We start from the raw sequence: 22,130 nt of genomic DNA on the forward strand, positions 1-22,130 counted from the left end.
AGGCCGGCCCACGGACACTGCGGGTACTTACCGTGGGAGGACCACCACATGCGTCTGAACCTTCTGTTCGCCCTGGGCTGTGCCCTGCCGCTGGCCGCCTGCAGCCCTCCGGCCAAGACCGCCGCGACGCCACCTGACAGCCCGACCTCGACCGCCCCGCCTGCGGTAGCCGGCAGCGCCTCCCAATGCGACCCGGAAAAGCTCACCGGCCTGACCGGGCAGACTGCCACCGAGGCGGTGATCCAGAAGGCGGTGAAGGACAGCGGTGCCCGCAATGCCCGCGTGCTCAAGCCGGGCATGGCGATGACCATGGATTTCCGCGAAGACCGGCTCAGCATCGAAGTGGACGAACAGAACAGGATCGTGCGGGCCAACTGCGGCTAATCGGTTGAAGCCGGCGGCCTGGCACGCAGGCCGCCGTGGCGAACGTGGCGAACGTGGCGATCAGTTGCGCACGCGCTCCGCTTTGCCGCTGGCCAGTGCCTGATCGATCGCGGTGCGCACGTCGCGCACCGCACGCGCCGAGGCCACACTCTGCTGCTGTGCCAGGCGTGCCTGTTCCTTGCCCAGTTCGGCCTGCTCACGCGCCACCAGCGCGATCTGGCGGGCGTCCACCGCCCTGGCTGAGGCGGTACGTGCTTCGCGTGCGGCCTGGCTGGCAGCCGACGCCGCTGCACGTGACTGGCGAGCCCCTTGGCGGGCCGCCCGGTCAGCTTCGACAGCGGCATCCAGACCGGCATCGCGGATCGCGCTGTTGACCACCGCGCTGACATCCACCGAGGCCATTGCATCGGCCGTGATCTGCAACGATGCCGCCGCGATCTGTTGACCGATCGCCGCTTGGCGGTTGCCCAGCTCGGCCTGCGCCGTTCCCAGCGCGGCCACTTCCGTCTGGGTGTGTCCCAGCGCTTTGAGCACCGCCGGATCGCGGATCAGATAGCGGTCCTGGCCGCGGCGCACCCACAGCGCCGGTTGATCGTTGCCGGCATCGCGTCGTGCCTGCTTGAGATCAGCGACGGAGGCATCGACGAAATTGCTCTCGCCGCCAATCAACACGAAGGCCTGCGCGGGTTGACGCGTGATGTTGAGTTTACCGTGGGTCACGAAGCTCACGTCGTCAGCCAGGGCCTCGGACGGCGCCGGTGCGCGCGGTGCAGCAGGGGCCTGCGGGGGCTGCGGGGCGGATACCGGCGGTGGCGCCGGCGGCGGTTCGGGTGCCGGGGCCGGTGGCGCGGGCGGGGTGGGCGCGGTCGGCGCGACCGGTGCCTGGGGTGCGGCCGGCGGCGGCGGTGCAGCCACCAGACGCAACGGTGCAATACCGATCACCACGAACAGCGCGGTGATTGCCAGCGAGGCCACGCGCGGGACGCTGCGGGTCTGCTGCAGCGTCCGCAGCCGGCGCTTGAGACTGCGCAGGTTCGGCGAGGCGCTGGCCACGCCGACGGCGGGACGGGGCGCCACACCCAGCTGCACCAGCAGGCGACCGTAGTCATGGCGGCAGTGATCATGCCCGGCCACCACCGCCCCATCGCAGGCTTCTTCGCGAGCCAGCGCATATTCGCGGGCCGCCACGTGGACCAGCGGATGGAAGAAGAACAGATGCTGCGACAACGCTGGCAGCAACCCCCACCACAGGTCACGGCGCTGCAGATGGATCAGTTCGTGGGTCAGCGCCATGTCCAGATCGTCCGCCGACATCGTCGGCAGCTCGCGGGCCGGCAGCAGCAGCACCGGCCGCCACGGGCCGATCAACTGCGGCGACCGGATCTGCGCGGAAAGCTTCAGCTGCGGTGAGCGCCGCAGGCCATGCGCTTCGGCGGCCAGTTGCAGCGCCTGCTGCAGGCCGGCGTCGGTGCACTCGGTGGCGCTGCGCACCAGCGCGCGGCTGGCGCGGTAGCCGCGCAGGCTGTGCATCAGCATCAGCAGCACACCGGCAGCCCACGCGGCCAGCAGCAGCAAGGGCCAGGAGGCTGTCATCGTCGCCGACTCGAGCGCAGTGGCGGCGTACGTGACCGGCGCGGCCTGCACGGCGGCGTCGAACGCGGGCAGCGCCATCGCCGGTGCCGTCACCGCCGCCGGGGCCGGCAACACCGCCAGTTCCAGCGGGCTGCTCCAGAGCAGGCCGAGCACGGCCTGCGCGGCCACCAGCCACCACAGCCGGCAACGGGTGGCGGACGGCAGCTGCGGCAGCAGCCGGCACACGCCCCACACCAGCGCCACCAGCACCGCACTCTGTAGGCTGGTCCAGCCCAGGCGCATCAGCACTTCACTCATCATCATGTCCATGACTCAGCCCTCCCGCTTGCGTGACTGCAACTGTGCGACCAGCGCTTCCAGCTCGGCCAGTTCCTGATCGCTGACATCCACCTTGTGCGACATGAACGCCACGAACGGCGAGACCGAGCCCTGCAGCGTCTTCTCCACGAAGCTGGCCACGGCGCCCTGCACCACGCTGTCCTGGCCGCTTGTGGTGGCATAGCGGTAGACACCGTCCACCTGCTTGCGGCTCAGGTACGACTTGGCGCGCAGGCGCTCCATCATGGTCAGCACGGTCGAGCGTGCCAGCCCGCGCGGCTCCCCGAAGCCGGTGGCGACCTCCCCGACACTGGGGCGGTCCTGTTCCGCGATGTACTGCAGCAGGGCCAGTTCCTGGTCCCCGATCGTCTTGCCGCGCATGACGCTCTCCCTATGACTACACGTGTCGCTACCGTGCCAGTGACTACAGGTGTCGTCAAGTGCCGGATGGAGGGTGCCGACGAACGGTAGGCGGCGCAGTGGACAGCCCGTGGGCCTTAAACCTTTTCGCCCCGGCCCGCATCCAAGCCTTCGAGCTGCCGCAGTCCGCCGTGGCATCGCGCCCGCCTCGCCAAGGACCCACCGCATGCGTTCCACCCGTCGCGTGATCATGATCGTCGCCCTGTTGTTCCCGCTGGCCGTGCACGCCCAAGCCGGCAACGTGGACACCGCCAACCAGCAGACCCGGCAGTTCATCGGCCAGACCATGGATGCGCTGCGTATTCCCGGGCTGCAGATCGCCGTGGTCCAGGACGGGAAAGTGGTGCTGTCCGAAAGCCACGGGCTGGCCAATGTCGAGAACAAGCTGCCGACCACGCGCGCCACGCGTTTTCCGCTCAACTCGGCGACGAAGTCATTCACCGCGGTGGCGATGATGCAGCTGGCCGAAGCAGGCAAGGTGAACCTGGATGCGCCGATCTCGGCCTATCTCGCCGACCTGCCCGACGCGTGGCGCGGGGTGCGGGTGCGCCAGTTGCTGGCACATACCTCAGGACTGCCGGACATTCTGGATGCACAGGGCCTGCTCGGCGGCGGGACCGAGGCGGCCGCCTGGACCGCCGTGACGCAACGCCCGGTAGACGCTGCGCCCGGCACCCGCTTCACGTACAACCAGACCAACTACGTGCTGCTGGCACGAATCATCGCCGCACAGTCCGCGATGCCGTACGACCGCTACGTACCCACGCGCCAGTTCGATCTGGCCGGGATGCCGTCATCCACGTTCGGCGACAGCTACGACCTGATCGCCAACAGCGCCACGATCTACAGCTGGTTCCCGCGCCGCACCGATGCGCCGGACGCCGCGCCACGGCTCTCGCACTGGTTCTACGACATGCCCCCCGGGCTGTGGGCTGGCGGCGGCATGCTGACCACTGCCGACGACGTCGCGCAGTGGCTGGTCGCGTTGACCGGCAACCGCTTGGTCAACGCCGCCGGCACCCGCCGGATGTGGACCCCGGAACGGCTCAATGACGGCAGCGACGGCGCATGGGGGGCCGGCTGGGCGGTGCTGCAACGTGCACCGCAACGCCAGGTGGCCGGCATGGGCGGTGCACGCTCGGCCTTCATCGTCTACCCCGACCAGGGGCTGGCCATCGTGGTGCTGACCAACCTGGTCGGGGCCAACCCGCAGACCTTCATTCCACGGATCGCCGCGTTCTACGGCGTGGACGCGCCCGCGCCGGCGATCAGCCGCGCGGCCCGCCCATCACCGGCAGGATCACGCCGCTGATGTAGCTGGCGGTGATCGGCGAGGCGAGGAAGACGTAGGCCGGCGACAGCTCTTCCGGCTGCGCCGGACGGCCCATGTCGCTGTCCTGGCCGAACTCGGCTACATCCGGCGCCTTCTTGTCGGCCGGATTGAGCGGGGTCCAGACCGGGCCCGGGGCGACCGCGTTGACCCGGATGCCGCGTGGCAGCAGCTGGCTGGCCAGCGCCTTGGTGAAGGCATGGATGGCGCCCTTGGTGGCCGAGTAGTCCACCAGCGATTTGCTGCCGAACAGGCCGGTCTCCGAGCCGGTGTTGATGATGCTCGCGCCTTCGCCCAGGTGTGGCAGCACCGCGCGCGCCATCTGGATGTAGCCGCCGATGTTGGTCTGCAGGGTTTCCTGCAGGTGCTCGTCCTCGAGGTCTTCCAGACGATCGCAATGCAGCTGGAAGGCCGCGTTGTTGACCAGGATGTCGACACCGCCGAAGGCCTTGACGACCTGCTTGACGGCCTTGTTGCAGAACGCCGGATCGCGCACGTCGCCCGCGATCACCACGCAGCGGCCGCCTTCTTTCTCGACGTGCTCGCGGGTGATCTTCGCGTCCTTCTTTTCATCCAGGTGCAGTACCGCCACATCCGCCCCTTCGCGGGCGAACAGCACCGCCACCGCGCGGCCGATGCCGGAGTCGGCGCCGGTGATGATCGCGCGCTTGCCCTTGAGCTTGCCGCTGCCCTGGTAGTCCGGCGCGAGGAAACGCGGGGCCAGCTGCATCTCGTGTTCGTTGCCCGGTTTGGCCAGCTGCTCGGCCGGCATTTTTTCCGGCTGGCGGCGCGTGCCCGCTTGGGTGGCCTTTTTGGCGGCCTTCGTGGTGGGCGCCTTCGCGGCCTTCTTCGCCGCACGCGCGTCCTTGGCCTTTTCCTGGTCCTGCAGACGGCGCTGGCGGGCCGCCACGCGCGCAGCGCGCGGATCGGTGGCGGCGGCCTTGCGGGTCGCGGTTTTGACGACCGGGGTACGGGCGCGTGGTTCGGCCGCCGCGGCAGCCGCCTCCGCCGGACGCGGACGCTTGCGGGAAGTGGGGGTCTTGGTGGTCTTACGGGTTTTGGCCGTGGCCATGTTCGACTCCTGTTGCCGGATCAGATGCGTGGGTCTCACGCGGGCGCATGTTCGTCGCGGCGATGGCCGCCGTGGAATGCGCAGCCCCACTATGGTCAACCCGGCGGCCAGGGACGGTGAATGGAGCGTGCCCACACCGTGTAGAGATTCATGCGCCGCATACGGGCACCGATGCACCCTGAGCGCAATTCCCATGGAGTGCGTCGCATGCTTCGTTACCTGTCCGCGGCTGTGGCCGTCCTTGCTTTGTCCGCCTGCAGCAGCACCCCTGTCGCGCAGGTCCAGCCGATCGACGGCGTCATTTCCGGCCAGTGCCACGTGGACAAGGTCCGCGGCGCCGTGGGCCTGGCGGCATCGCAAGCCACGGTCGAGCGTGCCCGCGTGGACAGCGACAGCTTGCAGGTCATCGTCGTGCGCAGCGAGCGTGCCGCAAGTGGCGCCACTGCCAGTGGCGCGGCCAATCCCACCCCGGGCGCAGAACAGGGCGGCGAACGGCTGACCATTGAAACCGGTCGTACCAACAACATCACCGCACTCTACTGCGGCTGACCGCTACGCTCATCCCGCGCGGGCACGCCGGACGGTGCGCCGCGCGGCCTTGAGCACTTTCAGCGTGGCCAGTTCCCACTGGCGCTCGCCACGCAGGCCGGCAAGGGCCTTCAATGAGCCGGCCCGCCAGCCATCGAATACGCAAGGATCGATATAGGCCTTGCGGCACACCGACGGTGTGTTGCCCAGCAGGTTGGCGACCTCGCATACCACCTGTTTCTGCAATGCTGCCAGCGCGCGCTCACTGGAGGGTTCGGGCAGCTCGGTCACGGCAAGCTGACGGATCGCCTCCAGCGTGCCGCCCCAGGTGCGGAAGTCCTTGGCGCTGAAATCCTCGCCCATCGCATCGTGCAGATAGTCGTTGACCATGCCCGAGTCCACCGGTTGGACTGCGCCATCGTCATCGCGATACTGGAACAGCGCCTGCCCGGGCAGCTGCTGGCAGCCACGGATCAGCTTGACCAGTTCGCGGTCATCCACATCCACCTCATGCGCCTGCCCGGACTTGCCCCGGAAGCGCATCTGCGCCCGGCCGCCCTTGACCAGCGCGAGGTGGCGGTTGCGTAGCGTGGTCAGCCCGTAAGAGCGGTTGTCACGTGCATAGACTTCATTGCCAACGCGCACCAGCGTCTGTGCCAGCAGCGCCACCACGATCGCCAGCACCTTGTCGCGTGGGAAGCCGGGCAGCTTCAGATCGCGGCGCAGGCGCCGGCGCAGCGTGGGCAGGGCGGTACCAAAGGCAATGATGCGATCGAACTTGCCATCGCCCCTTACCCGCGCCCAATCGGCGTGGTAGCGGTACTGCTTGCGTCCGCGCGCGTCACGCCCAGTGGCCTGCAGATGGCCGTTGGGCAGTGCGCAGATCCAGACATCGGTGTACGCCGGCGGGATCGCCAGCGCGCGGATCCGGGCCAGGGTGGCGGCATCGCGGACCGTCGCGCCATCGGCATCGCGGTAGGCAAAGCCCTTGCCGGCCTTGCGGCGGGCAATGCCTGGCAGTTCATCGCTGACATAGCGCAGGCCGGCCTGGCGGGCGGCGGCGGCTTCGGGGGTAGTGGTGCGGCTCGGGCTCATGGACGCGGCGCGGATCAGGGAAACGCAGTGTTACCGCTGCCGGTGCGGCGCCGCGTCAATAACGCAACACAAACACCTCACGCCGCGCTTGGCGATATCCTCCAGTGTTTACTGGCTCGCTTTCTGGAGTACCGATGTCGTCCCTGTCGTTCCGCCGCGTGCGGCGTTCTTTCGGGCTGATTGCCCTGTTCCCCGCCCTGCTGGTCCTCGGTGCGTGCAGCGCCCCGCCGATGGACGAGCAGGAGGCCGTCGCCACCCATGCGCAGAAGGCGGCCGAAGCCGCCGCCGCGCCGACCGACGAAGCCGGCAAGGCGACCGAAGCGCCGCCGGTCGGCAGCTGCGATGCCACCCAGGTGCAGAGCCTGGTCGGCCAGCCCTATACCGCCGAGCTCGGCAGCCAGGCCCAGCAGGATGCCGGCGCCACCAGCGTGCGCGTGCTCAAGCCGAACGACATGACCACGATGGAGTTCATCGGCGAGCGTCTGAACGTGGAAGTGGATGCCAAGAACGTGGTGGCCGGCGTCCGCTGCGGCTGAACAGGCGACGGAGAAAACCCCTGAAACACAGGGGTTTGGTTGCGCCTGCAACCGTGTATTGCGGCGTTGCAGCAACTATGCTCTAGTCGAGTCATCCGGTGCCTCCAGATGCGCTCAACGGATTGAGCGGGGACGAGTGTCGCCGCTCACCCGACATTGAGGCAGAGATGGCCCCCCGCAACCGCCAAGGGCTTTACGACCCGCAAGATGAGCGAGATGCCTGTGGTTTCGGCATGGTCGCCCAACTCGACGACCAGCCGTCCCGACTGCTGGTCGACACGGCTATCGCCGCACTCTCGCGCATGACCCACCGCGGCGGCGTCGCCGCCGACGGTGTCACCGGTGACGGCTGCGGCCTGTTGCTGCGCCGTCCCGACGTGTTCCTCAAGGCGCTCGCCGTCGAGGCCGGCCTCACCCTTGGCGCGCGGTTCGCCGCCGGCGTGGTGTTCCTGCCGCACGACCCCACCGACGCACAGGCCTGCCGCGACACGCTGGAACAGCAGCTGCGCGACGCCGGCTGCCAGCCGGTCGGCTGGCGCGTGGTGCCCACCGACCCCAGCGTCTGTGGCCAGCTCGCCCGTGACACGCTGCCGCATATCGAGCAGGTGTTCGTCGATGCCGGTGCCACGCAGGACGAGGCCGCCTTCACCCTGGCCCTGTTCCTGGCCCGCCGCCGCAGCGAGCAGCAGCTGCGCGAGCACGCCGATTACTACGTCACCACGCTCAGCCCGAATGCGATCAGCTACAAGGGCATGGTGCTGCCGGACAAGCTGAGCCGCTTCTACATGGATCTGCAGCGCAACGATCTGGCCTCCAGCGCCATCGTGTTCCATCAGCGCTTCTCCACCAACACGCTGCCGCGCTGGCCGCTGGCGCATCCGTTCCGGATGCTCGCCCACAACGGCGAGATCAACACCATCGAGGGCAACCGCCGTTGGGCGCAGGCGCGCAGCAAGGTGTGGAAGACCCCGCGCTTCGACATCGGCGAGTTCGACCCGGTGATCTCCATGCATGGCTCGGATTCGCAGAGCCTGGACAACATGCTGGAGCTGATGGTCAGCGCCGGCATGGACCTGATCCAGGCGCTGCGCATCCTGGTGCCGCCGGCGACCCAGTCGCTGGAGTTCAAGGACCCCGACCTAGCCGCGTTCTACGAGTTCTACGGCCTCAACAGCGAACCGTGGGACGGCCCGGCCGGCATCGTGGCCTGCGATGGGCGCTATGCCGCCTGCACGCTGGACCGCAACGGCCTGCGCCCGGCGCGCTGGATGCTCACCTCCGACCGCCACTTCCTGGTCGCCTCCGAAGCCGGTGTGTGGGAAGTGCCGGCCGAGCGCGTGGTGCGCAAGGGCAAGCTGGGGCCGGGCGAGATGATGGCCATCGACCTCAAGCGCGGTGACCTGCTCGACTCGGACGCCATCGACCGCATCAACCGCGGCCGCGCACCGTACAAGCAGTGGCTGCAGCAGGGCGTGACCTACCTGCAGACCGAGCTGATCGATCCGTCACTGGTGGAAGAGCCGTTCGACGAGCGCACCCTGCGCAGCTATCACAAGCTGTTCCAGCTAAGCACCGAGGAAGTGGAGCAGATCCTGCGGCCGCTGGCCGAAACCGAGCAGGAAGCCACCGGCTCGATGGGCGATGACACGCCCATGGCCGTGCTCAGCCAGCACAGTCGCCCGCTCTACGACTACTTCCGCCAGGCCTTCGCGCAGGTCACCAACCCGCCGATCGATCCGCTGCGCGAAGACTGCGTCATGTCGCTGTCCACCCAGCTCGGCAAGGAAACCAACATCTTCCATGCCGGCGCGGAGACGGTGAACCACGTCATCCTCAATTCGCCGGTGCTCAGCCAGCGCAAGCTGCGCCAGCTGATCAAGATGGAGCAGTACGCCGACAAGAACCGGCTGATCGATCTGTCCTACAGCCTGGACGAAGGCCTGAAGGCGGGCATCGAGCGCATCTGCGCCGAGGCCGAGGCGGCGGCCCGCGAGGGCATCGTGATGCTGCTGCTGAGCGACCGCTACCCGGTCGCCGACCGGCCGATGGTGCATGCGTTGCTGGCCACCAGCGCGGTCCACCACCACCTGTCCAACGCCGGGCTGCGCTGCGACGTCAACCTGATTCTGGAAACCGGCACCGCGCGCGACGCGCACCACATGGCCTGCCTGCTCGGCTTCGGTGCCACCGCGGTGTACCCGTACCTGGCCTACCAGACCCTGTTCGACCTCGGCCGGCGCGGCATCCTGCAGCTGAGCAAGGGCGGCGAGCAGTCTCAGATCGGCCGCCGCTACCGCAAGGGCATCTACAAGGGCCTGTCCAAGATCATCTCCAAGATGGGCATCTGCACCGTGGCCAGTTACCGCGGCGCGCAGCTGTTCGAGATCGTCGGCCTCGATGACGAGGTGGTCGACCTGTGCTTCCCGGACACCGCCTCGCGCGTGGCCGGCGTGGGCTTTGCGCGCCTGGACGACGAAGCCCGCGAACTCACCGTGCGTGCCTGGAACGACCTGCTGCGCCCGGATGTGGGCGGCGTGCTGAAGTACGTGCACGGCGGCGAATACCACATGTACAACCCGGACGTGGTCATGACCCTGCAGCGTGCCGCGCGCAGTGGTGATGCCGCGGACTGGCAGCGCTACTGCGAGGCCGTGCACGGCCGCCCGGTGTCGGCGCTGCGCGACCTGCTGCAGCTCAAGGCCGCGCCCACGCCCACGCCGCTGGACGAGGTGGCCCCGGCCGAAGACCTGTTCCGCCGCTTCGACACCGCCGCCATCAGCCTGGGCGCGTTGTCGCCCGAGGCGCACGAAGCGCTGGCCATTGCCATGAACCGGCTCGGCGGCCGCAGCAACTCCGGCGAAGGCGGCGAAGACCCGGTGCGCTACGGCACCGAGAAGCGCAGCAAGATCAAGCAGGTGGCCTCGGGCCGCTTCGGCGTCACCGCCGAGTACCTGGTCAACGCCGAGGTGCTGCAGATCAAGGTCGCCCAGGGCGCCAAGCCCGGCGAAGGCGGCCAGCTGCCCGGCCACAAGGTCAATGAACTGATCGCGCGGCTGCGCTATGCCAAGCCGGGCATCGGCCTGATCTCGCCGCCGCCGCACCACGACATCTACTCCATCGAAGACCTGGCCCAGCTGATCTACGACCTCAAGCAGGTCAATCCGACCGCGCTGGTGTCGGTGAAGCTGGTCAGCCATGCCGGCGTCGGTACCATCGCCGCCGGCGTGGTGAAGGCCGGCGCCGACCTGATCACCGTGTCCGGCCATGACGGCGGTACCGGTGCCAGCCCGGTCAGCTCGATCCGCTATGCCGGCGTGCCGTGGGAACTGGGCGTGGCCGAGTCGCACCAGGCGCTGGTGGCCAACGACCTGCGTGGGCGCACCCTGCTGCAGACCGACGGTGGCCTGAAGACCGGCCTGGACGTGATCAAGGCCGCGCTGCTGGGCGCGGACAGCTTCGGCTTCGGTACCGCGCCGATGATCGTGCTGGGCTGCAAGTACCTGCGCATCTGCCACCTCAACAACTGCGCCACCGGCGTGGCCACCCAGGACGAGCGCCTGCGCGCGCAGTACTTCACCGGCCTGCCCGAGCGCGTGGAGAACTTCTTCCGCCTGCTGGCCGAGGAAGTGCGGGGCTGGCTGTCCTACCTGGGCGTGCGCTCGCTGGACGAGATCGTCGGCCGCACCGACCTGCTGCAGCAGCTGGAGGTCTCGCCGCGCCCGGGCGTCAAGGTGGATCTGTCGCGCCTGCTCAACCCGGCCGAGTACGCCGGCAGCCACTGCGCCGCGCAGCGCCTGTACGAATCGCCGGACAGCCTGGCCACGCAGATGGACGGCCTGCTGGCCCCGGCCATTGCCGGCAAGCTCGGCGGTGAACACCGCTTCCTGATCCACAACACCGACCGCTCGATCGGCACCCGCCTGTCCGGTGAGATCGCGCGCACGCACGGCAACCAGGGCATGAGTGATGCGCCGCTGACGCTGCGTTTCCGCGGTACCGCCGGGCAGAGTTTCGGTGCGTTCAACGTGGGTGGCCTGCAGCTGGAAGTGGAAGGCGAAGCCAACGATTACGTTGGCAAGGGCATGGCCGGCGGCCGACTGGTCGTGCGCCCGCCGCGTGGCGCGCGCTTCGAAGCACGCAACACCGCGATCATCGGCAACACCTGCCTGTATGGCGCCACCGGCGGCGAGCTGTTCGCGGCCGGGCGTGCCGGCGAGCGCTTCGGCGTGCGCAACTCCGGCGCGCTGGCGGTGATCGAAGGCGCCGGTGACCACTGCTGCGAATACATGACCGACGGCATCGTGCTGGTGCTGGGCAAGGTGGGCCTGAACTTCGGCGCCGGCTTCACCGGCGGCCTGGCCTACGTGCTGGATATCGACCGCGATTTCGTGGACCGCTACAACCACGAGCTGATCGACATCCACCGCATCTCCGCCGAAGGCTTCGAGAACCACCGCCAGCACCTGCATACGCTGATCAGCCGCCACCGCGAGCTGACCGGCAGCATCTGGGCGCAGCAGATCCTCGATGAATTCCGCGATTACGTCGGCAAGTTCTGGCTGGTCAAACCGAAGGCGGCCAGCATCGAATCGCTGACCGAATCCCTGCGCCGCGCCGCCTGACCGGGGTCACGGCGCCAGCCCCACGCCGGCGCTGTACATCCCACCGCTGTAGTGCCGGCCGCTGGCCGGCAACCTCAACTCGTAGTGCCGGCCGTTGGCCGGCAACTCACCACCGCAGGGCCCACCGATGAGCCGCAAGCAAGCTTTCCAGTTCCTCGATCTGCCCCGGACGATGCCGCAGCGCATCCCGGTCGAACTGCGCACCTCCGGCGACTGGGGCGAGCTGTACGGCAAGTTCGGCAAGGAAGACGCGCAGTTCCAGGCCGGCCGCTGCCTGGACTGCGGCAATCCGTACTGCAGCTGGAAGTGCCCGGTGCACAACGCCATCCCGCAGTGGCTGCAGCTGGTACAGGAAAACCGCATCCACGAAGCGGCCACGCTGTGCCATTCAACCAACCCGCTGCCGGAAGTGTGCGGCCGGGTGTGCCCACAGGACCGCCTGTGCGAAGGCAGCTGCACGCTGGAGGAATTCGGCGCGGTCACCATCGGCGCCGTGGAGAAGTACATCGTCGATACGGCGCTGGCCACCGGCTGGCGCCCGGACATGAGCGCGGTGGAAGCCACCGGCAAGCGCGTGGCGGTGATCGGCGCCGGCCCGGCCGGGCTGGCGTGCGCCGACAAGCTGGCGCATGCCGGCATCCAGGCCGTGGTGTATGACCGCTACGAACAGATCGGCGGGCTGCTGCAGTTCGGCATCCCCAGTTTCAAGCTCGACAAATCGGTGATCAGCCGCCGCCGCAACGTGCTGGAGGGCATGGGCGTGCAGTTCCGCCTCGGCGTGGAGATTGGCCGCGATGTGAGCATCGATGCGCTGCTGGCCGAGTACGACGCGGTGTTCGTCGGCACCGGCGCGTACCGCTATACCGATGGTGGCCTGCTCGGCCAGGACCTCAAGGGCGTGCTGCCGGCGCTGCCGTTCCTGGTGCAGAACAGCCGCATCGTCAGTGGCAGCGATGCCCACGGCCGGCCGATTGCCGGCTGGGAAGACCAGATCGCCCTGCCCGACCTGGAGGGCAAGCGCGTGGTGGTGCTGGGCGGTGGCGATACCGGCATGGACTGCGTGCGCAGCGCGATCCGCCTGGGTGCGGCCAAGGTGACCTGCGCCTACCGCCGCGACGAGGCCAACATGCCCGGCTCGGCGCGCGAAGTGGCCAACGCCCGCGAGGAAGGCGTGCGCTTCCTGTTCAACCGCCAGCCGCTCTCGATCGAAGCCGGTGCGGACGATGAAGTGATCGGGGTGATGGTGGTGGAAACGCATCTGGACGAACCGGATGCCCAGGGCCGCCGCAACGCAGTACCGATCGAAGGCAGTGAATCGCTGCTGGAAGCGGACGTGGTGATCATCGCCTTCGGCTTCTCGCCGACTGCGCCGGCCTGGCTGACCGAACAGGGCGTGGAAGCCGGCCACAACGGCCGCATCGTGGCCGGTGGCAGCGGCCGCCTGCCGTTCCAGACCGCCCACCCGCGCCTGTTCGCCGGTGGCGATGCGGTGCGCGGTGCGGATCTGGTGGTGACGGCCGTGGCCGAGGGCCGCGATGCGGCCGGCAGCATCGTGCAGCTGCTTTCGGCGTAACGGCGCCCTACCGAAGCGCGCCTCTCAAGCGGCGCGCGGGACCGCAGGTACCGGCGTGTGACGCACGCCGGCGCGCTCGATCTCCAGTGCCATCAGCAGCTCGATGTTGTCCAGCTGGTCGCGGATGCGGCGGTTGCTGACCACATCATCGTGGCCGCGGCCCATGTGCGCATCGAGCATGCGCGCCAGCCCGGCCAGCAGCACCTCGGCATCGGCCCGGGGCGCCTCGCGCAGCACCGTGGCCAGCGCACGGATGCGGCGGCCCGTCTCCGAGGCGGGCGATGATGAGGAGACGATGGGGGAACGGGGGAGGGTCATGGCAGGGGTTTCCTGATTGACGGACGACCACCACTGTCGGATACGGCCCCTCCCGAGACCATGCAACAACTACGAAACTGCGTGAAGACGCGTGATCTCCATCACTGTTCGATGCTTGCTTCCCCGCAACCTGAGCGGATTACACTGGCGCGGTCTTCCTCTGGACTGCCCTCATGCGCATCGGCTTGGCCGCGAACCGCCTGCATCACCACGACAAGCACGCCGCGCTGTTCCGCTGGCTGCGTGCCAGCGATACCGGCCTGCGCGAACTGGGCGTCGAGCTGCATGCGGTCGGGCGCACCTTCGATGCGATCCAGCGGCTGGGCTTCCTGCAGGACTTCGCCCCGCTGCGCCGCTACCCCAACGGCCGCGAGGGCGGCCTGATGAAGCTGGTCGCCGAGGTGGTCGGGATGGGCACGCCGGAGCGCACGCTGGACGGCGCGATCTACCTGATGGACCCGGTCGATCCGTCCTCGGTCTTTCCCGAAGCGACCGCGCTCAAGCGCCAGTGCGTGATCCACGGTAAACCCTTCATCTCCACCGTGGCCACCGCGCGCGACTGGGTCGAGGTGGAGCGCCTGCATGCTGGCCTGGCGCCGGACCCGGGCGCCGATGACCTGCACGCCTTCGAACAGCACACGCTGGCCCTGATCGCGCATGACGCGATGAAGCCGGCGATGCTGGCCTTCGCCGATGAGCACTTCGCGGTGCTGTCGCGCTTCCGCCGCCGGGTCGGCACCGGCACCACCGGCCAGCGCCTCAACGAACTGGCCTGGAGCCGCGGCTGGCCGCAGGGCGAGGAATGGGTGACGCGCTACCAGAGCGGCCCGATGGGCGGCGATGCGCAGATTGCCGACCGCGTGCTGGAAGGCCACTGCCAGCGCGCGATCTTCTTCGAAGACCCGCACGTGGCCCGCCAGCACGAAGCCGACATCCAGCTGCTGGAGCGCGCGGTCACCACCGTGACCGACCAGGCCGTGTGCATCACCGCGCCACGCGTGGCGGCGCGCTGGGCGCAGGCCGCCACCGCCCGCGCCACCCGGTAGGTACCGACCGTTGGTCGGTACGCCAGACCCCGACGAATCGATGGTCGGCCGATGCGCCACACACCGGTAGGTACCGACCGTTGGTCGGTGCGCCAGGATCGCGGGGTTGGATGTCATGCGCAGCCGACCAACGGTCGGCTCTACGGGGTGGGGGTCAGCAGCTGCCGCAGCATGGCCTTCAACCGCCGTCCTTCGGCCTGAAAATAATCGCGCTCCTGCCGCCACGCCGGGAAGCGCTTCTCCACCTCCGCCCAGAACGCCGGCGAGTGATTGGCCTGGATCAGGTGGCAGAGCTCGTGCACCAGCACGTACTCGAACGCCGAAGGCCGCCCCAACACCAGGGCCAGATCCAGCGCCATGCTGCCGTCCGGGGCCAGCGAGCCCCATTGCGAGGACATCACCTTCAGCCGCAGCCGCGCCGGTGCACGCGGCAGGCCGGGCAGGTAACGCGGCAGCCACTGGCCGACATCGGCACGGGTCTGTGCTTCGTAGAACTCGCGCAGGGTGCGGCGCAGCGTGGCATCGGTCCCGCGCGTGGGCCAGTGCAGGCAGGCGCCCTGTTCGTCCACGCGCATGTGCGCGTAGCGGCCGGTTTCCCAGCGCAGCGGCAGCAGCTCACCGCGCAGCGGCAGCACCCCCGCCTCGCCGATCACCAGCGGTGGCGGCAGGTTGGTGGCCTGGTAGCTGCGCAGTTGTTCGGACAACCAGCCGCGATGCTGGTCGAGAAAACGCTCGCCCATCACCAGGCTGGCGCGCGGTGGCAGGGTCAGGCGTACGCCGCGCTCATCGACGCTGAGCTTGATCCGGCGCGCACGCGGATCGCGCACACGCAGGACATCGATCTCGGCATCCTCCAGGCGCAGCCGTACCGTATCGCGCTGCAGCGTGCTGACAGCCGGCGAAATCAGGCGGCGGAGGAATCCGGACATGGGTACAGCATAGCGCCGGCCGTGACCGGCGCATGACTGGGGACTGATCGGAACCGATCAGTCCGCCTTGCTCAGCTTGAACGCCTCTTCCAGCAGCAGGAACAGGCGGCGCACTTCGCCGCTCTGCAGGGCGAAACGGGCATCCAGTTCGGCGCGGCGGCCGTCATCGTCGGCGTGCTCGAGCTGGTCCAGCGCGCCATCCAGGAACTTCAGCTTGCGCACGATCAGGTCGTCGCCCAGCACGAAGGACAGGTTGTCCTCGAAGACCAGGGCCAGCTTGGTCACCTGCTTGCCGGCGTCCAGGTGCTTGTCGATCTCGTCGCAGCGCAGTTCCTGGTGCTGGCACTTGACCACCGCACCGCCCTCGGCCGGGTCCTTCATCTCGCACTCTTCGCCCAGGCTCAGCCCGGTCGGCAGGGTTTCGCCGGCGATCCAGCCGGTGAGGATCGAGCGCGGCGCCACTTCGGCGTTCAGCGGCATCGCCGGGAAGCTGCCGAGCAGGCCGCGGATGTCGGACATCATGTTCTCGCCCTTCTTGCTGCTCGAGCAGTCCACGGCGACGTACCCGTGGGTCAGGTCGATCAGCGCGTCGGTACGCGAGCTCTTCACGAAGGCACGCGGCATCAGTTCGTGCAGCAGATCGTCCTTCATGCGCTTGCGCTCGCGGCCGCCGGGCTTGCGGCCTTCCTTCTCTTCGATTTCCTCGAGCTTGCGCGCGAGCAGGTCGTTGACCACCGCGCCCGGCAGGATCTTGTCCTCACCGCCGACGGTCAGCCACAGCGCATCGCCGACGCGGTGCGAGAACACGGCCTTTTCTTCACGGCCGAACGGCGAGATGAAGCCGCGCGAATTCATTTCAAGCGGACCGACCGGCTTGAGCAGCACCTGCGGCAGCAGGGTGTCTACCTCGGAGAAATCGGTGGCGGTCGGGAAGCGGAACAGCGTCAGGTTGCGAAAGAACATGGACGTCCAGAGTAAGAGCGTGAAAGGGAGGGCGGGCGCACCGGCGTGGCTCAGGCCGGGCCGGGGGCGTCGCCGAGGTCGTGGGCAGTGCCGGCCCAGGCCGGCGGATCGGGCAGCGGGGCCGCCGCGGCGCGCCCCAGTGCCATGAAATCAAACAGGGCCGGATCGGCCAGCTGCGAGGGATGGATGTTACCCAGCGCGCGTGCGATCTGGTCGATGCGCCCGGGCTGCTCGCGCTCCCACTGCTGCAGCATCTGTTCCACCTGGCGGCGCTGCAGGGTGTCCTGGCTGCCACACAGCGTGCAGGGAATGATCGGGAACGCACGCGCCTGCGCGTAGGCGCTGATGTCTGCCTCGCCCACGTAGGCCAGCGGGCGGATCACGATGTGCTGGCCGTCGTCGCTGCGCAGCTTGGGCGGCATCGCCGAGAGCTTGGCGTGGTGGAACAGATTGAGGAAGAACGTGGCCACGCTGTCATCGCGGTGGTGGCCCAGCGCGATCTTGGTGTAGCCGTGTTCGGCCGCATGCCGGTACAGCGCGCCACGGCGCAGACGCGAGCACAGCGAACACATCGTGCGGCCTTCCGGGATCACCCGGCTGACCACCGAATAGGTGTCCTGCTCGATGATCTGGAACGGCACACCGATCGAGGCCAGGTACGTCGGCAGCACCTGCTCGGGAAAGCCCGGCTGCTTCTGGTCCAGGTTCACCGCGACCAGCTCGAACGGTACGGGCGCTTTCTTCTGCAGCTGCAACAGGATGTCGAGCAGGGTGTAGCTGTCCTTGCCGCCGGACAGGCACACCATCACTTTGTCGCCCGCCTCGATCATGCCGAAGTCGGCGATGGCCTGGCCGACCTGGCGCCGCAGCTGCCGCGCCAGCCGGTCCTGCACACCGCCGGGCGCACGCGGATCGCGGGCGCGCGGGACGGGATCGGGCAGGCGGATGACAGCAGCGCTCATGCACGCATTCTACCGGCTGCAACGCGCCCTCACAGGGGCCAGGAAGTGACTGCGTTCACTCCCGGCGGTCATCCGGGATGTGTATGCTCGGAGCTTGTGGACACCATGACACCCGCCGATATCACTGCCCGCCTTGCCGTCCTTCGGCAGGAGCATCGTGCGCTGGACGATCAGATCCTGCGCATGGCCGCCAACGGCGACGATGAGCTGGACGCCAAGCGCCTGAAGCGGCGCAAGCTGCAGTTGAAGGACTGCATCGCCAAGCTGGAAGACATGCTGATTCCGGACGAACCCGCGTAGAGCCGACCGTTGGTCGGCTGCCGTTCGCACCGATCACTGCCCATGTTCCGGGGGTAGAGCCGACCGTTGGTCGGCTGCCGTTCGTCCCGGCGACATGAACCCCTGTCATGTGGCTTCGGACGGTGGTCAACGTCGGTCAATCGGTGCACGCCGTGTTGCCTGGTCTGCGGACGCTTGTGCCGCGCTTGCGCGCGGGTACCGACCAACGGTCGGTACCTACGAATTGCTGGCGAACGCAATTAGATTCGGATACGTCCGGATGCGTCCGGATGCGTGCGGATACGTCCGGATGCGCCTCGGCGCATCCGCTTCCGTCAATCCGTGCTGACCGGCTCTTCCGGCTTGGCCGCTTCCGGGCTGACACGCTCGATGGTATGGCGCAGTTCGCGGCCGAGGATGAATTTCGCATCCTTTGCCCACGCGTCCAGGCGCGCATCGAACAGCAGCTTGCTGTTTTCATCGGGCCACACCAGGCGCAGTTCGCGCAGCTTCTGGATGAAACCGCGGAACAGGGTGCGGTCGAAGAACTCCGGCGCGGCCGGCGCATAGAGCAGGCTCAGACGCTGTGCAGCCTGCTGGCACAGGCTTTCCAGCTCGGCCGCGCCCAACGTGCCGGGGCCATTCTTCACCAGCACCGAGATCGCGATGTAATAGCGCTCGAACGCCTGCTGCAGCGAATGGCCGATCGCGCGCAGGCGGAAGACTTCGTCGGTCTGCCCGGTGTTGCGCGCCAGGATGCCGCCGTCGTCATCGTTGATGTTCTGCAGCAGCCCTTCGCGCACGAACACGTTGATGGTCTGCTCGATGCGCTGGGCGAACTCGTCTTCGGTCCACGGCAGGAACAGCTCGGCCTGCAGGAACGGATACACCGTGCGGCCCAGCTGGACCAGCCCGGTACGGCTCATGCGGCGGTTGTTCTGGAAGCAGCAGGCCACCCACGACGAGGCCGTGAACAGGTGGATGACGTTGTTGCGGAAGTAGCTCAGCAGCACCGCGGTGTCGCCGCTCACGCTGAGCACATCGCCCAGCGGGTGCTTGATGCGGGTGAGGACGTTGATCTCCTCGGCGTGGGCGATGATCCGCTCCGGCGAGTGCGGGGTCACCGTGACCCGGTCCGAGTACGGCATCTCGACCAGCAGGGTCTTGCACAGTTCGATCTGCGCGATCAGGTCCGCCTCGCCCATCGCATGCTTGGGCGTGGACAGCAGCGCCAGCGCGAGCAGGTTGATCGGATTGACGTCGGCCGCGCCGTTGATATGCACCTGGATACGTTCGGCCAGGTGATCCACCGTGCCGGACAACCACGAGGGCTTCTCGTCCTCGCCGACCGGTTGGCCGTTCCAGTCCGGCGCACGCTGGGCGAGCACGTCGTTGAGCGCGATCGGCTCGCCGAAGTTCACCACGACCTGGCCGTAGTTCTGCTTGAGCACCTTCGGGATCGACCACAGCAGCGACCAGATCGATTCCTTTTCCTTCGGCCGCCCGGACAGTTCGTCCAGGTAGCTGCCGCCTTCCATCAGCTTTTCATAGCCGATGTAGACCGGCTGGAACAGCACCGGCTTGCGCGGCTGGCGCAGGAAGGCGCGCAGCGTCATCGAGATCATGCCGCCCTTGGGCTGCAGCAGGCGCCCGGTGCGCGAGCGGCCGCCTTCGACGAAGTACTCGATCGAGTAGCCGCCGGCGACCAGCTGCGCCACGTATTCGCTGAGCACCGCCGAGTACAGCGCGTTGCCACGGATCGAGCGGCGGATGAAGAACGCACCGCCCTTGCGCAGCAGCGTGCCGACCACCGGCAGGTTGAGATTGATGCCGGCCACGATGTGCGGCGGCACGATGCCGCGGTCGTACAGCAGGTAGGACAGCAGCAGGTAATCCATGTGGCTGCGGTGGCTGGGCACATACACCACTTCGTGCCCGGGCGCGGCCGCCTTGAACTTGTCCAGGTGGTGGACCAGCACGCCGGCATAGATGCGGTTCCAGACATGGCTGAGCATGAAGCTGGCCGAGCGCACCACGGGACTGGAGTAGTCCGCGGCAATTTCCCACGCGTAGGCGTGGGCTTTTTTCCAGGCATCGGCCGGCTTGGAGTTGTCGCGCTTGGCCTGTGAGGCGATCGCTTCGCGCACGGTGTCCGCGTCGAGCACCTTGTCCACCAGCAGGCGGCGGGTCGACAGATCCGGCCCGATCACCGATTCGCGGATGCGGCGGAAATGGGTGCGCAGCACGCGCTGCAGCTTGCGCACGGTGCGCTCGGGGTCCAGCCCCTCATCGACCGTGGTGCGCAGCGAGATCGGCGGGGCAAAGCGCACGATCGTGCTGCGGCCGTTGAGCAGCACCGCCAGCAGGCGACGGAAACGACCCACCAGGGCCCAGTTTTCCGAGAACAGCACCGCGAACCAGCCGCTTTGCTTGTCCGGCGCGCGGCCGACGAAGATCGACACCGGCACCAGGTGCACGTCCAGCTCGCCGCGGGCGCGGTGCGCCTGCAGGACCTTGGCCAACGAGTCCGAGTGGGTCTTGGCACCACGCTGCTCGGGGATCAGCGAGTTGCTGCTGCTCCGGCGCGACAGGGCCAGGTAGGCGCGCTTGCGCCCGGTCGGGTCACCGGCGATCGGCACCAGCGGCGAGGGCAGGCCGGCTTCGCGGCAGGCCTTGTCCAGGATCAGCGCGTTGGACAGACCGTAGTCCTCCAGCACGTAGACCACCGGGCGGCCGTCGTTGTACTGGCCGGGGTGCTCCGGTTCGATCTTCAGCGACAGCCACGGCTCGACCAGACGGCCGAGCAGGCGCGCCCACCACGGCGGGCGACCGCTGGGGGGGCGGGTGCCGGGCACGATCGCGGACGGCGCAACAGTGGACGGCTCCGCCTCGACGGCAACGGCCTCCACGGGCGCGCCAGCGGCCGGTGGAACCGGGGCGGCAGCAACGTCGGACGGCACGGTATCGGGCGACGAGGACGTAGCGTCCGGCGTCTTGGGCGGCTCTTCGCCGGGGAAAGGCAGGGGATTCTGGTTCGGCATCGGCTTCATTATGGCTTAGCCGGTGCAGAAGCACCGTCCTTGACCGTCGCAGCCGCCTCTGCTTCAGCGGCCTGGCGGGCATCATGTTCAGCTTGCGCGGCGTCGGCGGCCTGCAGCAGCGCATCGGTGTCTTCCAGCGTGCGGGTCACATACCAGTGCCCGTCGCGCCGTGTCATCCGCACCTGGGCGTCGATCTGCTCGCCGGCCAACGTGTACTGGATGCGCACCACGGCATCGTCGCCCAGCTCGGACGTCAGCTCGCCACGCAGCTCGGTCAACGCCGCGTCCAGCGACAGCCCGTAACTGGCCAGCGCGGTCTTGAAGGCCTTGATGAAGGGGCCGAGGCGACGCAGGCTCTCTTCCATGCCCGCGGCCTGCAGTTCGGCATCCGTGGACAGCCCCGCAGTGCGCGCGGTAGCGGTGAGCAGGGTGATGGTCGTCTTTGCCCGCTGCTTGTCGGTCAGTGGCGCCGCGGCGGCCCAGCGGCTGAGCGCCTTCACCACCTGGGTGTAATGGGCGCGCTCGCTGTCGCTGTACTCGCTCTGGTTGCTCAGGTACTGCTCGCCGAACAATCCCATCGAGTGGGCCGCCTGGCGGACCTGCGTGGCCTGACCGGCGATCTGGGTATCGAACGAGCGTTGCAGCCGCTGCGGCGCATCCGGCCGCGACAGCGCGGCCAGCATCGGCAACAACTGCCCATCCAGTGGCAGCTCGGTCAGCGGCCAACGGCTGTGCCCCTGGCGCCAGGCGCCCTGCAGGCGGGCGTACTGGGTGGGCGGCACCGCTGCCTTCGCGTAGCCGACCAGATCGTTGTCGGCGACCCGCTGCGCCAGTTGCTGCAGGGCCGCGACCGGCTCGGACGCCGGTGCATCCGGATCGATCTGCTTGTCCCTGCAGGCACTGAGCAGCACCAACCCGCACAGGGCGAGCGCCAACGCCTGCCCTCGGTACTGCCACGGCTTCAACGACATGGACATGAATTCGGACTCCCCGGACCGGTCCGCATCTTGCGGCCTGTTCGGTGACAGCGGCAAGCCGGCAGACCTGCCGACCCTGCGCTCGGTGCGCAAGCCCTTGAATGTACAGAAAAACCGCGTGTGACGGAGCGTCCGGCCCCGTCA

Annotated in this window: 19 protein-coding genes; 9 read left to right on the forward strand and 10 right to left on the reverse strand. The window is 68.3% G+C overall.

Annotation, left to right across the window (positions count from 1 at the left end; translation table 11 throughout):
* The first annotated feature begins 48 nt into the window (after positions 1-48).
* Positions 49-384: an I78 family peptidase inhibitor gene (locus ABE546_RS03935; RefSeq protein ID WP_313211190.1), complete on the forward strand. Its 336-nt coding sequence runs from the start codon at positions 49-51 to the stop codon at positions 382-384.
* Between the two features lie 60 nt (positions 385-444).
* On the opposite strand, the gene ABE546_RS03940 is transcribed toward ABE546_RS03935, so the two are convergent.
* Together ABE546_RS03940 and ABE546_RS03945 are read right to left on the reverse strand one after the other, a co-directional pair.
* Complete coding sequence (locus ABE546_RS03940; protein ID WP_346462756.1) at positions 445-2,274, reverse strand: M56 family metallopeptidase; 1,830 nt, start codon at positions 2,272-2,274, stop codon at positions 445-447.
* Positions 2,275-2,289: 15 nt separating this feature from the next.
* Positions 2,290-2,676: a BlaI/MecI/CopY family transcriptional regulator gene (locus ABE546_RS03945; protein ID WP_019184134.1), complete on the reverse strand. Its 387-nt coding sequence runs from the start codon at positions 2,674-2,676 to the stop codon at positions 2,290-2,292.
* Between the two features lie 205 nt (positions 2,677-2,881).
* Between ABE546_RS03945 and ABE546_RS03950 the strand changes: the two genes are divergently transcribed.
* On the forward strand, positions 2,882-4,027 hold the full coding sequence (locus ABE546_RS03950) for a serine hydrolase domain-containing protein (RefSeq protein WP_346462757.1): 1,146 nt from the start codon (positions 2,882-2,884) through the stop codon (positions 4,025-4,027).
* Here ABE546_RS03950 and ABE546_RS03955 read toward each other — a convergent pair.
* Positions 3,984-5,117, reverse strand: coding sequence for an SDR family oxidoreductase (locus ABE546_RS03955; protein WP_313219831.1), 1,134 nt, complete (start codon positions 5,115-5,117; stop codon positions 3,984-3,986). The genes ABE546_RS03950 and ABE546_RS03955 overlap by 44 nt on opposite strands.
* A 207-nt stretch (positions 5,118-5,324) precedes the next feature.
* Here ABE546_RS03955 and ABE546_RS03960 point away from each other — a divergent pair, with 207 nt between their 5' ends.
* A complete protein-coding gene (locus ABE546_RS03960; protein WP_313211186.1) occupies positions 5,325-5,666 on the forward strand; it encodes a hypothetical protein in 342 nt (113 codons plus the stop codon).
* Positions 5,667-5,675: 9 nt separating this feature from the next.
* Here the strand turns inward: ABE546_RS03960 and ABE546_RS03965 are convergent, their stop codons facing one another.
* The gene (locus ABE546_RS03965) at positions 5,676-6,740 is read right to left on the reverse strand and encodes a DNA topoisomerase IB (protein ID WP_313219829.1); all 1,065 of its coding nucleotides are present in this window, start codon (positions 6,738-6,740) and stop codon (positions 5,676-5,678) included.
* 134 nt (positions 6,741-6,874) lie between these two features.
* Here ABE546_RS03965 and ABE546_RS03970 point away from each other — a divergent pair, with 134 nt between their 5' ends.
* The 3 genes from ABE546_RS03970 to ABE546_RS03980 all read left to right on the forward strand — a co-directional run bounded on the left by ABE546_RS03970 (position 6,875) and on the right by ABE546_RS03980 (position 13,471).
* Positions 6,875-7,276, forward strand: a complete 402-nt coding sequence (locus tag ABE546_RS03970; protein WP_313211184.1) for an I78 family peptidase inhibitor — start codon at positions 6,875-6,877, stop codon at positions 7,274-7,276.
* A 167-nt stretch (positions 7,277-7,443) separates the two neighbouring features.
* On the forward strand, positions 7,444-11,898 hold the full coding sequence (gene gltB / locus ABE546_RS03975; RefSeq protein WP_346462758.1) for a glutamate synthase large subunit: 4,455 nt from the start codon (positions 7,444-7,446) through the stop codon (positions 11,896-11,898).
* Between the two features lie 127 nt (positions 11,899-12,025).
* A complete protein-coding gene (locus ABE546_RS03980; protein ID WP_313211182.1) occupies positions 12,026-13,471 on the forward strand; it encodes an FAD-dependent oxidoreductase in 1,446 nt (481 codons plus the stop codon).
* Between the two features lie 24 nt (positions 13,472-13,495).
* Here ABE546_RS03980 and ABE546_RS03985 read toward each other — a convergent pair whose 3' ends face one another.
* The gene (locus tag ABE546_RS03985) at positions 13,496-13,789 is read right to left on the reverse strand and encodes a hypothetical protein (RefSeq protein WP_313219827.1); all 294 of its coding nucleotides are present in this window, start codon (positions 13,787-13,789) and stop codon (positions 13,496-13,498) included.
* A gap of 173 nt (positions 13,790-13,962) precedes the next feature.
* Between ABE546_RS03985 and ABE546_RS03990 the strand changes: the two genes are divergently transcribed.
* Positions 13,963-14,835: a methylglyoxal synthase gene (locus ABE546_RS03990; protein WP_313211180.1), complete on the forward strand. Its 873-nt coding sequence runs from the start codon at positions 13,963-13,965 to the stop codon at positions 14,833-14,835.
* A 140-nt stretch (positions 14,836-14,975) separates the two neighbouring features.
* On the opposite strand, the gene ABE546_RS03995 is transcribed toward ABE546_RS03990, so the two are convergent.
* The 3 genes from ABE546_RS03995 to ttcA are packed head-to-tail and all read right to left on the reverse strand — an operon-like array spanning position 14,976 to position 17,689.
* Positions 14,976-15,764: a SprT family zinc-dependent metalloprotease gene (locus ABE546_RS03995; protein WP_313211179.1), complete on the reverse strand. Its 789-nt coding sequence runs from the start codon at positions 15,762-15,764 to the stop codon at positions 14,976-14,978.
* 57 nt (positions 15,765-15,821) lie between these two features.
* Positions 15,822-16,727, reverse strand: coding sequence for a recombination-associated protein RdgC (locus ABE546_RS04000; protein ID WP_313211178.1), 906 nt, complete (start codon positions 16,725-16,727; stop codon positions 15,822-15,824).
* A gap of 50 nt (positions 16,728-16,777) precedes the next feature.
* Positions 16,778-17,689, reverse strand: coding sequence for a tRNA 2-thiocytidine(32) synthetase TtcA (ttcA, locus tag ABE546_RS04005; protein ID WP_346462759.1), 912 nt, complete (start codon positions 17,687-17,689; stop codon positions 16,778-16,780).
* A gap of 96 nt (positions 17,690-17,785) precedes the next feature.
* Between ttcA and ABE546_RS04010 the strand changes: the two genes are divergently transcribed.
* Positions 17,786-17,989 carry a DUF465 domain-containing protein gene (locus tag ABE546_RS04010; RefSeq protein WP_313211176.1) on the forward strand — a complete coding sequence of 68 codons (204 nt, stop codon included), beginning with the start codon at positions 17,786-17,788 and terminating at the stop codon, positions 17,987-17,989.
* Positions 17,990-18,303: 314 nt separating this feature from the next.
* On the opposite strand, the gene plsB is transcribed toward ABE546_RS04010, so the two are convergent.
* Positions 18,304-21,018: a glycerol-3-phosphate 1-O-acyltransferase PlsB gene (gene plsB / locus ABE546_RS04015; RefSeq protein WP_346462760.1), complete on the reverse strand. Its 2,715-nt coding sequence runs from the start codon at positions 21,016-21,018 to the stop codon at positions 18,304-18,306.
* Positions 21,018-21,986: a hypothetical protein gene (locus ABE546_RS04020; RefSeq protein ID WP_313210637.1), complete on the reverse strand. Its 969-nt coding sequence runs from the start codon at positions 21,984-21,986 to the stop codon at positions 21,018-21,020. The genes plsB and ABE546_RS04020 overlap by 1 nt, the downstream gene beginning before the upstream one ends.
* Here ABE546_RS04020 and ABE546_RS04025 point away from each other — a divergent pair.
* Positions 21,985-22,110 (forward strand): hypothetical protein, encoded by a 126-nt coding sequence (locus ABE546_RS04025; RefSeq protein WP_313210635.1) that lies wholly within the window; start codon positions 21,985-21,987, stop codon positions 22,108-22,110. The two genes, ABE546_RS04020 and ABE546_RS04025, sit on opposite strands and share 2 nt — an antisense overlap.
* Positions 22,111-22,130: the final 20 nt, after the last annotated feature.

Source organism: Stenotrophomonas sp. TWI377, assembly GCF_039674525.1.
Taxonomy (GTDB): Bacteria; Pseudomonadota; Gammaproteobacteria; order Xanthomonadales; family Xanthomonadaceae; genus Stenotrophomonas.

Bases quoted from the DNA above. Each gene is read 5' to 3' on its own strand.
- ABE546_RS03935 (WP_313211190.1), top strand. From the start codon at position 49: ATGCGTCTGAACCTTCTGTTCGCCCTGGGCTGTGCCCTGCCGCTGGCC.
- ABE546_RS03940 (WP_346462756.1), bottom strand. From the start codon at position 2,274: ATGAGTGAAGTGCTGATGCGCCTGGGCTGGACCAGCCTACAGAGTGCG.
- ABE546_RS03945 (WP_019184134.1), bottom strand. From the start codon at position 2,676: ATGCGCGGCAAGACGATCGGGGACCAGGAACTGGCCCTGCTGCAGTAC.
- ABE546_RS03950 (WP_346462757.1), top strand. From the start codon at position 2,882: ATGCGTTCCACCCGTCGCGTGATCATGATCGTCGCCCTGTTGTTCCCG.
- ABE546_RS03955 (WP_313219831.1), bottom strand. From the start codon at position 5,117: ATGGCCACGGCCAAAACCCGTAAGACCACCAAGACCCCCACTTCCCGC.
- ABE546_RS03960 (WP_313211186.1), top strand. From the start codon at position 5,325: ATGCTTCGTTACCTGTCCGCGGCTGTGGCCGTCCTTGCTTTGTCCGCC.
- ABE546_RS03965 (WP_313219829.1), bottom strand. From the start codon at position 6,740: ATGAGCCCGAGCCGCACCACTACCCCCGAAGCCGCCGCCGCCCGCCAG.
- ABE546_RS03970 (WP_313211184.1), top strand. From the start codon at position 6,875: ATGTCGTCCCTGTCGTTCCGCCGCGTGCGGCGTTCTTTCGGGCTGATT.
- gltB (WP_346462758.1), top strand. From the start codon at position 7,444: ATGGCCCCCCGCAACCGCCAAGGGCTTTACGACCCGCAAGATGAGCGA.
- ABE546_RS03980 (WP_313211182.1), top strand. From the start codon at position 12,026: ATGAGCCGCAAGCAAGCTTTCCAGTTCCTCGATCTGCCCCGGACGATG.
- ABE546_RS03985 (WP_313219827.1), bottom strand. From the start codon at position 13,789: ATGACCCTCCCCCGTTCCCCCATCGTCTCCTCATCATCGCCCGCCTCG.
- ABE546_RS03990 (WP_313211180.1), top strand. From the start codon at position 13,963: ATGCGCATCGGCTTGGCCGCGAACCGCCTGCATCACCACGACAAGCAC.
- ABE546_RS03995 (WP_313211179.1), bottom strand. From the start codon at position 15,764: ATGTCCGGATTCCTCCGCCGCCTGATTTCGCCGGCTGTCAGCACGCTG.
- ABE546_RS04000 (WP_313211178.1), bottom strand. From the start codon at position 16,727: ATGTTCTTTCGCAACCTGACGCTGTTCCGCTTCCCGACCGCCACCGAT.
- ttcA (WP_346462759.1), bottom strand. From the start codon at position 17,689: ATGAGCGCTGCTGTCATCCGCCTGCCCGATCCCGTCCCGCGCGCCCGC.
- plsB (WP_346462760.1), bottom strand. From the start codon at position 21,018: ATGAAGCCGATGCCGAACCAGAATCCCCTGCCTTTCCCCGGCGAAGAG.
- ABE546_RS04025 (WP_313210635.1), top strand. From the start codon at position 21,985: ATGAATTCGGACTCCCCGGACCGGTCCGCATCTTGCGGCCTGTTCGGT.
- ABE546_RS04020 (WP_313210637.1), bottom strand. From the start codon at position 21,986: ATGTCCATGTCGTTGAAGCCGTGGCAGTACCGAGGGCAGGCGTTGGCG.